Source organism: Streptomyces sp. NPDC043176 (genome assembly GCF_056436715.1).
Genome location: NZ_JBWKCA010000006.1, coordinates 332709 through 345291 on the forward strand (window position 1 = coordinate 332709; position 12583 = coordinate 345291).

13 protein-coding genes are annotated in these 12583 nt (G+C 72.3%); 7 read left to right on the plus strand and 6 right to left on the minus strand.

What is annotated here, in order from left to right; genetic code table 11:
• Nucleotides 1–24: 24 nt before the first annotated feature.
• Both AC067A_RS12895 and AC067A_RS12900 read right to left on the minus strand, forming a co-directional pair.
• The gene (locus AC067A_RS12895; RefSeq protein ID WP_478618493.1) at nucleotides 25–477 is read right to left on the minus strand and encodes a pyridoxamine 5'-phosphate oxidase family protein; all 453 of its coding nucleotides are present in this window, start codon (nucleotides 475–477) and stop codon (nucleotides 25–27) included.
• A gap of 214 nt (nucleotides 478–691) precedes the next feature.
• On the minus strand, nucleotides 692–1351 hold the full coding sequence (locus tag AC067A_RS12900; protein WP_478618796.1) for a response regulator: 660 nt from the start codon (nucleotides 1349–1351) through the stop codon (nucleotides 692–694).
• Nucleotides 1352–1695: 344 nt separating this feature from the next.
• Between AC067A_RS12900 and pdhA the strand changes: the two genes are divergently transcribed.
• The 5 genes from pdhA (at nucleotide 1696) to AC067A_RS12925 (ending at nucleotide 7376) form a co-directional block, all read left to right on the plus strand.
• Complete coding sequence (pdhA, locus tag AC067A_RS12905; protein WP_478618496.1) at nucleotides 1696–2889, plus strand: pyruvate dehydrogenase (acetyl-transferring) E1 component subunit alpha; 1194 nt, start codon at nucleotides 1696–1698, stop codon at nucleotides 2887–2889.
• Between the two features lie 2 nt (nucleotides 2890–2891).
• Nucleotides 2892–3872 carry an alpha-ketoacid dehydrogenase subunit beta gene (locus AC067A_RS12910; RefSeq protein ID WP_478618499.1) on the plus strand — a complete coding sequence of 327 codons (981 nt, stop codon included), beginning with the start codon at nucleotides 2892–2894 and terminating at the stop codon, nucleotides 3870–3872.
• 31 nt (nucleotides 3873–3903) lie between these two features.
• A complete protein-coding gene (locus AC067A_RS12915; protein ID WP_478618798.1) occupies nucleotides 3904–5289 on the plus strand; it encodes a dihydrolipoamide acetyltransferase family protein in 1386 nt (461 codons plus the stop codon).
• 105 nt (nucleotides 5290–5394) lie between these two features.
• On the plus strand, nucleotides 5395–6069 hold the full coding sequence (locus AC067A_RS12920) for a GntR family transcriptional regulator (RefSeq protein WP_478618501.1): 675 nt from the start codon (nucleotides 5395–5397) through the stop codon (nucleotides 6067–6069).
• Nucleotides 6066–7376: an MFS transporter gene (locus AC067A_RS12925; RefSeq protein WP_478618504.1), complete on the plus strand. Its 1311-nt coding sequence runs from the start codon at nucleotides 6066–6068 to the stop codon at nucleotides 7374–7376. Before AC067A_RS12920 ends, AC067A_RS12925 begins: the two co-directional genes overlap by 4 nt.
• A gap of 123 nt (nucleotides 7377–7499) precedes the next feature.
• On the opposite strand, the gene AC067A_RS12930 is transcribed toward AC067A_RS12925, so the two are convergent.
• On the minus strand, nucleotides 7500–8327 hold the full coding sequence (locus AC067A_RS12930) for a maleylpyruvate isomerase family mycothiol-dependent enzyme (protein WP_478618505.1): 828 nt from the start codon (nucleotides 8325–8327) through the stop codon (nucleotides 7500–7502).
• Between the two features lie 155 nt (nucleotides 8328–8482).
• On the opposite strand from AC067A_RS12930, the gene AC067A_RS12935 reads away from it, so the two are divergent.
• Nucleotides 8483–9280, plus strand: a complete 798-nt coding sequence (locus AC067A_RS12935) for a carbon-nitrogen family hydrolase (protein WP_478618508.1) — start codon at nucleotides 8483–8485, stop codon at nucleotides 9278–9280.
• Between the two features lie 118 nt (nucleotides 9281–9398).
• Here AC067A_RS12935 and AC067A_RS12940 read toward each other — a convergent pair whose 3' ends face one another.
• Genes AC067A_RS12940 through AC067A_RS12950 form a run of 3 tightly spaced genes read right to left on the minus strand, consistent with a single transcriptional unit; the run spans nucleotide 9399 to nucleotide 10733 of the window.
• Nucleotides 9399–10007 carry a hypothetical protein gene (locus AC067A_RS12940; protein WP_478618511.1) on the minus strand — a complete coding sequence of 203 codons (609 nt, stop codon included), beginning with the start codon at nucleotides 10005–10007 and terminating at the stop codon, nucleotides 9399–9401.
• Between the two features lie 57 nt (nucleotides 10008–10064).
• Entirely contained in the window at nucleotides 10065–10556 is a 492-nt protein-coding gene (locus AC067A_RS12945; RefSeq protein ID WP_478618514.1) for an LURP-one-related/scramblase family protein, read from the minus strand.
• A gap of 30 nt (nucleotides 10557–10586) precedes the next feature.
• Nucleotides 10587–10733, minus strand: a complete 147-nt coding sequence (locus AC067A_RS12950) for a hypothetical protein (RefSeq protein WP_478618517.1) — start codon at nucleotides 10731–10733, stop codon at nucleotides 10587–10589.
• 9 nt (nucleotides 10734–10742) lie between these two features.
• On the opposite strand from AC067A_RS12950, the gene AC067A_RS12955 reads away from it, so the two are divergent.
• Complete coding sequence (locus AC067A_RS12955) at nucleotides 10743–12536, plus strand: NHL domain-containing thioredoxin family protein (protein ID WP_478618520.1); 1794 nt, start codon at nucleotides 10743–10745, stop codon at nucleotides 12534–12536.
• Nucleotides 12537–12583: the final 47 nt, after the last annotated feature.

Genomic DNA, 12583 nt, shown 5'->3' on the forward strand with positions numbered 1-12583 from the left:
GCGCGGCACCCGCCAGATGTTAGATCACGCTACGTGGTGGAGGTGTCGCCGTACGGAAGGGACGGCCGGCCGGGTGGCCGGGGTCTCGCTCGCGTAGTCGAGCGCGTGCACCGTCACGAACTGCGGTTCGATGCGCATGAAGACCGGGACGAACGGTTCGCCGTCCACGCTCTCCGGTTCGGGCCCGAAGGCGGCGAGCTCCCCGGCGGTCGGCGCGACGACCTCGGCGGTGCCGGTGAACTGCACGGACCAGAGGTTCTCGGACCCGGAGTTGAGGTTGTCCGCCTCGTACGCGACGACACTGCCGTTGCAGGCGCGGTGGTAGTCGAGCCCCCGGTGCATCCGGAGCAGGACGCGGCCGTCGGCGACGACGTGCCGGGCGGGGGCGACGAACGGCATCGCCCGCATGCTCGTCGCCACCCGGCCGTAGGACACCCGGCGGAGCAGCTCGATGGCGCGGATCTCGTCGGTGGACATGGTTCCACTCTCCGCCACCGGCACCGTGTCGGAAAAGGGGCCCCTGCCCCGGTTCGGTGGGGACGTAGGTCCCGAAAACGACCCGGGGCCCCGGCCTGGTCCGTACGGGTGAGGTACGAGCCGGTCCGGGGCCCGCGAGGACCGGTGCCGCCGAGCCCGTGCCCGTGCGGGGCACGCGGGCCGGCGGGGCACGCGGGCCGGCGGGGCGGGCAGGTCAGTGGCGTTCGGCCTGGAGGCGTGCCACGTACGCCGCGGCCTGCGAGCGCCGCTCCATGCCCAGCTTCGACAGCAGGCTGGAGACGTAGTTCTTGATGGTCTTCTCCGCGAGGTGGAGCCGCTCGCCGATCACCCGGTTGGTCAGGCCCTCGCCGATCAGGTCCAGGATCCTGCGCTCCTGCTCCGTCAGGTTGGCGAGCTTGTCGTCACCCTTGGGGTTGTTGCCGTGGCGCAGCCGCTCCAGGACGCGGGCGGTCGCCACCGGGTCGAGCAGCGACTTGCCGGCCGCCACGTCCCGCACCGCGTTCAGCAGCTCGTTGCCCCGGATGGCCTTGAGGGCGTAACCCGAGGCCCCGGCCATGATCGCGTCGAAGAGCGCCTCGTCGTCGGCGTACGAGGTGAGCATCAGGCATTTGACCGACTCGTCGTGCGAGCGGATCTCGCGGCAGACCTCGACCCCGCTGCCGTCGGGCAGGCGGACGTCGAGCACCGCGACGTCGGGGCGGGTCGCGGGGATCCTGACCAGCGCGTCCGCCGCCGTCCCGGCCTCGCCGACCACCTCGATGTCGTCCTCCACGGAAAGCAGCTCGTGGACGCCGCGCCGGACGACTTCGTGGTCGTCCAGCAGAAATACCCGGATTTTTCCATCTTCGCGCACCACGTCAGTCTCACATATTGGCTCTTCCCGCGCCCGGGGTGCGCGGGATAACGTGCCCGTTGTTCCGGCGGCCTCTTCAAGCCGCTGCCGACGCGCTGACCAGCCGCGCTTCCCGCTTTTCTCGATTTACTTGGAAATCCAAGCAAAATCGCAGGTCAAGTGGGGTTTCGCGGGAATGCTGCGCTGTGGGTAACGTGCCTATGACAGGGGCGCTCGCCGGGGCACCTGTCACGCCCGACCCCGGCCGCGTCGCACCCACCCCGTGCGAAGGGTACGGATAAGGCGGAGAGCCGCACTGGCCTTACCGGCGAACCCGGGGGCCGGACCGACGGAGGAGCACGCACGTGACCGTGGAGAGCACTGCCGCGCGCAAGACGACGCGACGCAGCAGCGGCACCAAGCGCACCGCAAGCGCGAGCACTGGCACCACCAAGAAGACGAGCACGCGCGCCGAGGCGGACGCTGTGGAGCCCGAGCTCGTCCAGCTGCTGACGCCCGAGGGAGAGCGCGTCCAGCATCCCGATTACGACATCGATCTGAGCGCCGAGGAGCTGCGCGGTCTCTACCGCGACATGGTCCTCAGCCGTCGCTTCGACGCCGAGGCCACCGCGCTCCAGCGCCAGGGCGAGCTGGGCCTGTGGGCGTCGCTGCTCGGCCAGGAGGCCGCCCAGATCGGCTCCGGCCGCGCCCTGCGGGACGACGACTACGTCTTCCCCACCTACCGTGAGCACGCCGTCGCGTGGTGCCGCGGGGTCGATCCCACCAACCTGCTCGGCATGTTCCGCGGTGTGAACAACGGCGGCTGGGACCCCAGCACCAACAATTTCCATCTGTACACGATCGTTCTCGGCTCGCAGACCCTGCACGCCACCGGTTACGCCATGGGCGTCGCCAAGGACGGCGCGGATTCCGCCGTGATCGCGTACTTCGGTGACGGCGCCTCCAGCCAGGGAGACGTGAACGAATCGTTCGTCTTCTCGGCGGTGTACAACGCCCCGGTCGTGTTCTTCTGCCAGAACAACCAGTGGGCCATTTCCGAGCCCATCGAGAAGCAGACCCGCGTCCCGCTCTACCAGCGGGCCCGCGGCTTCGGCTTCCCCGGTGTCCGCGTCGACGGCAACGACGTCCTCGCGTGCCTGGCCGTGACCCGGTCGGCGCTGGAGCGCGCCCGCCGCGGCGAGGGCCCGACGCTCATCGAGGCGTACACGTACCGCATGGCCGCCCACACCACCTCCGACGACCCGACCCGCTACCGCCGGGACGCGGAGCGCGAGGAGTGGGAGGCCAAGGACCCGATCCAGCGCCTCAGGACGTACATGGAGAACGAGGGCCACGCCGACGCGGCCTTCTTCGAGGAGCTGGAGACGGAGAGCGAGGCGCTCGGCAAGCACGTCCGCGAGGTCGTCCGCGCCATGCCCGTCCCGGAGCACATGGCGATCTTCGACAACGTGTACGCGGACGGGCACGCGCTCGTCGACGAGGAGCGCGCTCAGTTCGCCGCCTACCAGGCGTCCTTCGAGGGCGGAGAGGCCGAGTAACCATGGCTGTTCAGAAGCTTCCCCTCGCGAAGGCGCTCAACGAGTCGCTGCGCAAGGCCCTGGAGACCGACCCCAAGGTCCTGATCATGGGCCTGGACGTCGGCAAGCTCGGCGGCGTCTTCCGGATCACCGACGGGCTGCAGAAGGACTTCGGCGAGGACCGGGTCATCGACACCCCGCTCGCCGAGTCCGGCATCGTCGGCACCGCGATCGGTCTCGCCCTGCGCGGCTACCGCCCGGTCGTGGAGATCCAGTTCGACGGCTTCGTCTTCCCGGCGTACGACCAGATCGTGTCCCAGCTGGCGAAGATGCGGGCCCGTTCGCTCGGCACGGTGAAGATGCCGATCGTCATCCGCATCCCGTACGGCGGCGGCATCGGCGCCGTCGAGCACCACTCCGAGTCCCCCGAGTCGCTCTTCGCGCACGTCGCGGGCCTCAAGGTCGTCACCCCGGCGAACTCCAACGACGCCTACTGGATGCTCCAGCAGGCGATCCAGAGCGACGACCCGGTCATCTTCTTCGAGCCCAAGCGCCGCTACTGGGACAAGGGCGAGGTCGACACCGAGGCCATCCCCGGCGAGCTGCACAAGGCCCGGGTCGCCCGCGAGGGCACGGACCTCACCCTGGCGGCCTACGGCCCGATGGTGAAGACCTGCCTGGAGGTGGCCGAGGCCGCCGCCGCGGAGGGCAAGTCGATCGAGGTCGTGGACGTGCGCTCGATCTCCCCGCTCGACTTCGACACCATCCAGGCCTCGGTCGAGAAGACCCGCCGCCTGGTCGTCGTCCACGAGGCGCCGGTGTTCTTCGGCTCCGGTGCGGAGATCGCCGCCCGGATCACCGAGCGCTGCTTCTACCACCTGGAGGCCCCCGTCCTGCGGGTCGGCGGCTACCACGCGCCGTACCCGCCGGCGCGCCTGGAGGAGGAGTACCTGCCGGGCCTGGACCGCGTGCTCGACGCCGTCGACCGCTCGCTGGCGTACTGAGGAGAGCACCGTGACGATCCGCGAATTCAAGATGCCCGACGTGGGCGAGGGCCTCACCGAGGCCGAGATCCTCAAGTGGTACGTCCAGCCCGGTGACACCGTCACCGACGGCCAGGTCGTGATCGAGGTCGAGACGGCCAAGGCCGCCGTCGAACTGCCCATCCCCTTCGACGGCACGGTCCACGAGCTGCTCTTCCCCGAGGGGACGACGGTCGACGTCGGCCAGGTCATCATCTCGGTGAACGTCGGCGGCGAAGCCGCTCCGGCCGCTCCCGCCGCCCCGGTCGCCGAGCCCGCTCCGGCGCCCGTCGCGCCCGTCGCGCCCGTCGCCGAGGAGGAGCCGCAGGGCCGCCAGCCGGTCCTGGTCGGCTACGGCGTGGCCGCCAGCTCCACCAAGCGCCGTCCGCGCAAGGGGGCCGGAAGCCCCGCGCCGGCCCAGGCCGCGCCCGTCGCCGTGTCCGTACCGGAGCAGCTCAACGGGCACGCGCCGGTGGTCGGCCGGCCGCTGGCCAAGCCGCCGGTCCGTAAGCTCGCGAAGGACCTCGGCGTCGACCTGGCGACGGTCGTCCCGACCGGCCCGGACGGCATCATCACCCGCGAGGACGTCCACGCGGCGGCCGCGCCGGTGGCCGCTCCGGCGCCCGCGCCCGTCGTCGAGGCCCCGGCGCCCGTGCCGGCCCGGGCCGCGGTGCCCACCGCGGCGGTGGCGTCCGACGCCCGGGAGACCCGTGTGCCCATCAAGGGCGTACGGAAGGCGACGGCTGCGGCGATGGTCGGTTCGGCCTTCACCGCACCGCACGTCACCGAGTTCGTGACCTTCGACATCACGCGCACGATGAAGCTGGTCGAGGAGCTCAAGTCCGACAAGGACATGGCGGGCCTGCGGGTCAACCCGCTCCTCCTCATCGCCAAGGCCGTGCTCGTCGCGGTCAAGCGCAACCCGGAGATCAACGCGGCCTGGGACGAGGCGGCGCAGGAGATCGTCCTCAAGCACTACGTGAACCTGGGCATCGCCGCGGCCACCCCGCGCGGTCTGATCGTGCCGAACATCAAGGACGCGCACGCCCAGACCCTGCCCGAGCTCTCGAAGTCGCTGAGCGAGCTCGTCGCCACCGCCCGCGAGGGCAAGACCACCCCGGCGGCGATGCAGGGCGGCACCTTCACCATCACCAACGTCGGCGTCTTCGGCGTCGACACCGGTACGCCCATCCTGAACCCCGGCGAGTCCGCGATCCTCGCGGTCGGCGCGATCAAGCTCCAGCCGTGGGTCCACAAGGGCAAGGTGAAGCCGCGCCAGGTCACCACGCTGGCCCTCTCCTTCGACCACCGCCTGGTCGACGGCGAGCTCGGCTCCAAGTTCCTCGCGGACATCGCCGCGGTCCTGGAGCAGCCGAAGCGCCTCATCACCTGGGCGTGACCGTCGGGGCGTAACGTCCCGATGTGACCGTTTCACGTGAAACAGGCCCGTCCGCATCCCGGACGGGCCTGTTTGTTGCACCTGTGTTGTATCTATTCTGTGCGCATGCCATCAGCGCCCGCCGGTCCCGCCTTGCCGCCCCTCAAGCAGCCACCCGCCGCCGACCGTGTCTACCTGCACGTCAAGCAGGCCGTACTCGACCGGCGTTACGAGGGAGGCACGCTCCTCACCGAGGGCGAACTCGCCGAGGCGGTCGGGGTGTCGAGGACGCCCGTCCGCGAGGCGCTGCTGAAGCTGGAGATGGAAGGGCTGCTGAAGCTCTACCCGAAGAAGGGCGCCCTCGTCCTCGCCGTCTCCGCACAGGAGATCGCCGACGTGGTCGAGACCCGGCTGCTGGTCGAGGAGTTCGCCGTCCGCAGGGCCGTGCCCGCGCCGGCCGCGCTGATCGCGCGACTGGAGGAGCTCCTGGAGGAGCAGCAGCGACGCGCGGACGCCGGGGACCTCGCCGAGGTCGCCGTCACCGACCGCTGCTTCCACGCCGAGATCGTCAAGCACGCCGGCAACCAGATCCTCGCCCGCCTCTACGACCAACTGCGCGACCGCCAGCTGCGCATGGGCGTCGCCGTGATGCAGTCCCAGCCCGACCGCGTCGCCAAGAACATCGCCGAGCACGCCGAGATCCTGGACCGGATCCGCGCCGGCGACGTCGAGGGCGCGGCCCACTGCGTCCGCCGGCACCTCAGCTGGGTCAAGGTCCTCGTCCGGGGTGAGGACCGGTGAACAGGTCCTACGGCTCCGCCGCCACCCTGCCCGGCGACCCGCCCGGCGGCCGCCGCGCCGCGCTCGTCTGGGGCGTCGGCGTCGCCGTCTACTTCGTCGCCGTCATCTTCCGGACGTCCCTGGGCGTCGCCGGCCTCGACGCCGCCGAGCGCTTCGACGTCAACGCCTCCGCGCTCTCCACCTTCTCCATCCTCCAGCTGCTCGTCTACGCGGGCATGCAGATACCCGTCGGCCTCATGGTCGACCGGCTCGGCACCAAGAAGGTCCTGGCCCTCGGCGTCGTCCTCTTCACCGTCGGCCAGCTCGGCTTCGCGCTCTCCCCCTCCTACGGCACCGCGCTCGCCTCCCGCGCCCTCCTCGGCTGCGGCGACGCCATGACCTTCATCAGCGTCCTGCGGCTCGGCAGCCGCTGGTTCCCGGCCCGCCGGGGCCCCCTCATCGGCCAGGTCGCCGCCCTCTTCGGCATGGCGGGCAACCTGGTCTCCACCGTCTTCATCGCCCGCTCCCTGCACGGCCTCGGCTGGACGACCACCTTCGTCGGCAGCTCGCTCGCCGGCGTCCTCGTCCTCGTCCTGCTGCTGATCTTCCTCAAGGACCACCCCGAGGGGTACGAGCCCGAACCCGCCACCCACGCGGGCGCCGCCTTCGTACGCCGCCAGATCGCCGCGTCGTGGCGCGAGCCCGGCACCCGGCTCGGCATGTGGGTGCACTTCACCACCCAGTTCCCGGCGATGGTGTTCCTGCTGCTCTGGGGGCTGCCGTACCTCGTCGAGGCGCAGGGCCTGTCCCGCTCCACGGCCGGGAGCCTGCTCACCCTCGTGGTGCTCTCGAACATGGTCGTCGGCCTCGCCTACGGGCAGATCATCGCCCGCCACCACACGGCGCGCGCCCCGCTCGCCCTCGGCACCGTCGCCGCCACCGCCCTGCTGTGGGGGACGACCCTCGCGTACCCCGGCGACCACGCCCCGATGTGGCTGCTCGTCACGCTCTGCGCGGTCCTCGGCGCCTGCGGACCCGCGTCGATGATCGGCTTCGACTTCGCCCGGCCGGCGAATCCGCCGGAGCGTCAGGGCACCGCGTCCGGCATCGTCAACATGGGCGGGTTCGTGGCCTCGATGACGACGCTGCTCGCCGTCGGCGTGCTGCTCGACGCGACCGGCGACAACTACCGGATCGCGTTCTCGTCGGTCTTCGTCCTGGAGGCGGTCGGCGTGGTGCAGATCCTGCGCCTCAAGGCCCGTACCCACCGCAGGGAACGGGAACGGCTCGTCGCCAGCCGCGTGGAAGCCGTCCACGTGCCCGCGTAGCGGGCCCCGCGGGGGCGTCGTGGGACTCCCCGGCGCACGGCAGGGCCACCGGCGCGTCGGAAGGGGCCACCGGCGCGTGGCGGGCTCTCCACCGGGGAAGGCCTCCCCGGCCCGGGGCGGGCTCTACCGGGGCGTCACCGCGAAGTTGTCGAGGATGGCCCGCGCCAGGTCCTCGTCGCCCTCGGTCTTCACCCGGTCGGCGACGTCGGCCGGCCGGACCCGGCCGCAGGCGAGGCGGACGAACGTCTCCCAGTCGGTCGCCAGCGTCACCGCCGGGCCCAGCGACGGCGCGCCGTCGATCGAACCGCGGCCGTCCGCGTCGACCCGTATCGTCCGCAGGAACTCCACCGGACCGGTCACGTCGAGGACCACCGCCGAGGACGGCGGCGCCCCGGCGTCCTTGGCGACCACCTTCGGCAGCGCCTCCAGGAGGAGGTCCCGGGTGACGTGCGCGCCGGGCGAGTCCAGGTTGCCCGGTGCGCCGAGCGCCGTCCGCAGGTCCTGCTCGTGCACCCACACGTCGAAGGCGCGCAGCCGGTAGGCCAGTTCGAGGGACTGCTCGGCTCCGAGGGGGGCGCGGATCAGGTGGTCGGGGGAGCGGTTCTCGTTGCGGAGCTGCCGCGCCCGGCGGATCAGGATGTACTCCAGCTCCGAGGTCATCTCCGGCGCGGTGTGGTGCCGCCGCACATCGACCTGGACCTCCATGTAGCGCGCGAAGTCACTGCGTACGTGGTACAGATCGCGCGGCAGGGAGTGGATCGGGCGCGGGTCGCCCAGCATCTCCGTCTCCATGCCGATGACATGGGAGACGATGTCCCGCACCGACCAGCCGACGCACGGCGTCGGCCGGTTCCATTCGCCCTCCACGAGCGGCTGCACCAGCTCGGCTATCGCCTCGATGGAGTGGGTCCAGGCGTCGGCGTAGTTCTGGAGGCTGGGATGGACGGTCACGGGACCCCTCGGCGGTTCTTCGGTGCGCGGGCTGAAAACACGACTGGGTGGGCGGCTCGGACGCTAAGTTACGCTGCCCGAAGGCACCCCGGCAGTGCTTTCGTGTGACGATCGTAGGCCGGTGTTGACGGCTCGAATGCCAGGACGGTGGTAGTGTGCGCGCCTCGCTGATCCAGATCGCGGTAGACCCGGACGAACCGGTCGACGCCCGACGCGCCCGCGTGGCGCGTCTCGTACGGGAGGAATCCGGCCGCGCCGACCTCGTCGTCCTGCCGGAACTCTGGCCCATGGGGGCCTTCGCGTACGAACTGTTCGCGGCCGAGTCCGAGCCGCTGAACGGCCCCACGCACCGGGCGATGGCGGCGGCCGCCCGCGACGCCGGTGTCTGGCTGCACGCCGGCTCCTTCGTCGAGGCGGAGGGCGGCGCCCTCTACAACACCTCGCTCGTCCTCTCGCCCGACGGCGAACTCGCCGCCTCCTACCGGAAGATCCACCGCTTCGGCTTCGACAAGGGCGAGGCCGTGATGATGGCCGCCGGCGAGGACCTCGTCACCGTCGACCTGCCGCACCTCACCCTCGGCGTCGGCACCTGCTACGACCTGCGGTTCCCCGAACTCTTCCGCGGCCTCGTCGACGCGGGCGCCCAGGCCTTCGTCGTCCCGGCCGGCTGGCCGGCCCGCCGCCGCGCGCACTGGACGCTCCTGGCCCGGGCCCGCGCCGTCGAGAACCAGGCCTACGTCCTCGCCTGCGGCACCGCCGGCACCCACGCGGGCGTCGAACAGGCCGGTCACTCGATCGTCGTCGACCCGTGGGGAGAGGTCCTCGCCGAGGCCGGACCCGACGAGGAGACCCTGCGGGTCGTCCTGGACCCCGCCAAGGTGGCCACCACCCGCGAGCAGTTCCCGGCGCTCAAGGACCGCCTGCTGGGCATCGCCCCGCCCCGCCGGGCCTGACGGCGGCGGCCCGGGGGCGACCCGGGCCGTCCTCCGCGGTCTCCGGGGCGGCCCGGGCCGTCCTCCGCGGTCTTCAGGGTGACCCGGCCGCCCCTCCACCTCCCCCCTCCCCCCGGGGTCAGTACTGCGACTCCGCCCAGAACCCGCCGACCCGGGCCAGGCCGGCGCGCACCGCGCCCCCACGGGTGAGGGCCGCCCGGTCCACCCCCGCGAACACCAGCGCCAGGGACAGGTCCGCCCCGCCGGCACGGCCCGAGACCGTGACGTCGAGCCGGCGGCGGCTGCCGCGCCCGGCGCCGCGTATCGACACGGTGACGCCCGGGTCCTCGTCGTCCGCCTCGCGGGTCAGCACCCAGGAGCGCCGGTCCCGCGCCCACAGGCGGTACCGGTCGCCGCCGTACCGCAGGTGCAGCGCCCGCTGACGGGACGTCGCGCCGAGGCGGTTGCGGGTCATGGGGACCAGGGCGTCGCCGACGCGGAGGGTCGCCCGGTTCAGGGTCGGCAGCCGCGCGACGTCCGTGTGGACGCCCCGCGTCTCGTACGACGCGGTCGGCAGCAGGCCGCCCCGCAGCTCCGACAGGGCCACCTGGGGGGTGGTCTGCCGCAGCGGCGCCTCCACGGTGATGCCGCCGAACTCGGCGGACTCGCCCCGCCAACCGGTCCGGCGGTCGTGTCCCTTCCCCTCCCGCCAGGGACGCAGCGTGAACGGGCTGACGGTGCTGTGCATGCGGTCTGCTCCCTCGACGGCGCGTGTCCGCCGCGGTGAAGCGCGGCGGACCGGGCCCTAATCCTCCCGTTCCCGCTCGGCCATGCGGATCACGCAGACCGCCACCGCGACGAGCAGCGCGGCGTCCGCGTCCTCGCGGACCACGTTCACCGCGTAGGTCTCGCGGACGTGGAACCAGCGGCGGGAGATGTGGGCGAGGAGTTCGCCCTCGTACTCGACGGCGAACTCCCGGTCCAGGACGCGGCCGCTGACGTCCAGTTCGGTGCCCTCGACGAGCGTCACCCGGTAGTGGTCGCGGAGCAGCGAGAGCCGTTTGCGCCGGATGGTCGCGAGCGGGTGCTCGTCCCGCTCGATCGTCATCGCGTCCCGCAGGCTGAACATCTTCTGCCGCAGGGTGACGAGGACCTGCCCGTCGGGGTCCTTCAGTTCCAGGGTGTCGCGCAGCCGCATGGCCTTGCCGTCGACGAGGAAGGCGTGGCGGCCCTGCTCGTCCTCGATCCAGTAGTCGTCGCCGATCGCGAAGATCTTGTCCCGTACGAGATATTTCACGGCGGTATGCCTGCCCCGCGGTGGTCGTTCTCACCCGAAGGACGGGGTGACCGTCACGCGGAGGGCGGCGTCGCCCGCGCCGCCGGCCCGGGCGGTGGTGCCGGGCGGGGCGAGGAGCACCGCGCGCGGACACGCGTCCCCGCCCCGCCCGGCCCCCACGACCCACCCGTACGGCACTCTTGAACCATGAACGACTCCGCGCCCGCACCCGCGCCCCGCCGTGCCCGTGTCCGCGCCCCCGAGCTGATCGGCAAGGGCGGCTGGCTGAACACGGGTGGAGACGACCTGACCCTCGCCGACCTGCGAGGAAAGATCGTTCTGCTCGACTTCTGGACCTTCTGCTGCGTGAACTGCCTGCACGTCCTCGACGAGCTCCGCGACCTGGAGGAGAAGCACCGCGACACCCTCGTGATCATCGGCGTGCACTCGCCGAAGTTCGTGCACGAGGCCGAGCACCAGGCCGTCGTCGACGCCGTCGAGCGCTACGAGGTCCACCACCCCGTCCTCGACGACCCGGAGCTCGCGACCTGGAAGCAGTACGCCGTGCGCGCCTGGCCGACGCTCGTGGTGATCGACCCCGAGGGGTACGTCGTCGCCCAGCACGCCGGCGAGGGGCACGCGAACGCGATCCGCACCCTCGTCGAGGAGCTGGAGGCCGAGCACGAGGCCAAGGGCACCCTGCGCCGCGGCGACGGCCCGTACGTGGCGCCGGAGCCGGTCGCGACCGACCTCCGCTTCCCCGGCAAGGCGGTCCTCCTCGCCAACGGGAACCTCCTGGTCTCCGACACCACCCGGCACCAGCTCGTCGAGCTCGCGGCGGACGGCGAGACCGTCGTACGGCGCATCGGCGAGGGCGTGTTCCGCGAGCCGCAGGGCCTCGCGACGCTCCCCGACGGCAGGGTCGTCGTCGCCGACACCGTGAACCACTCCCTGCGCGTCCTCGACCCCGCCAGTGGGACGATCGAGCTCGTCGCGGGCACCGGCCGGCAGTGGTGGCAGGGCTCCCCCACCTCCGGCCCGGCCCTGGAGGTCGACCTGTCGTCGCCGTGGGACGTGGCCTGGTGGCGGGGCAAGGTGTGGATCGCCATGGCCGGCGTCCACCAGCTGTGGACGTACGACCCGGAGACCGGGACCGTGGAGGTCGCCGCCGGCACCACCAACGAGGGGCTCGTCGACGGGCCCGCCGCCGAGGCCTGGTTCGCGCAGCCGTCCGGGCTGGCCGCCACCGAGGACCGGCTGTGGATCGCCGACTCCGAGACGAGCGCCGTGCGCTGGATCGACACCGAGGGCGTCGTGCACACCGCCGTCGGCACCGGCCTCTTCGACTTCGGCCACCGCGACGGAGCCGCCGGCCAGGCCCTGCTCCAGCACCCGCTGGGCGTGACCGCGCTGCCCGACGGCTCGGTGGCCGTCAGCGACACGTACAACCACGCCCTGCGCCGCTACGACCCCGCCACCGGCGAGGTCACCACGCTCGCCACCGACCTGCGCGAGCCGAGCGACGCCGTCCTCGTCGACGGCGACATCGTGGTCGTCGAGTCCGCCCGGCACCGGCTGACCCGGCTGCGGCTGCCCGAGGAGGCCGTCCAGGTCGACGCGGTCGCCCACCGCACCCGCCGCGAGGCCACCGAGGTCGCCCCGGGCCGCCTCCGCCTCGACGTCGTCTTCCAGGCCCCCACGGGCCAGAAGCTCGACGACCGCTACGGCCCCTCGACCCGGCTCCTGGTCTCCTCGACCCCGCCGGAACTCCTCCTCGCGGGCGAGGGCACCGGCACGGACCTCTTCCGGGAGCTGGACCTGAACCCGGAGGTCACCGAGGGCGTCCTGCACGTCTCCGCCATGGCGGCCTCCTGCGACGACGACCCCGCCAACGAGTACCCCGCCTGCCACGTCCACCAGCAGGACTGGGGCGTCCCGCTGAAGGTCACCGCGGACGGCGTCGCCCGCCTGCCGCTGATCCTCGCGGGCATGGACGCCTAGCGTCCCCCCAGGAACGGCGACGGCCCACCCGCGTCCGCGGGTGGGCC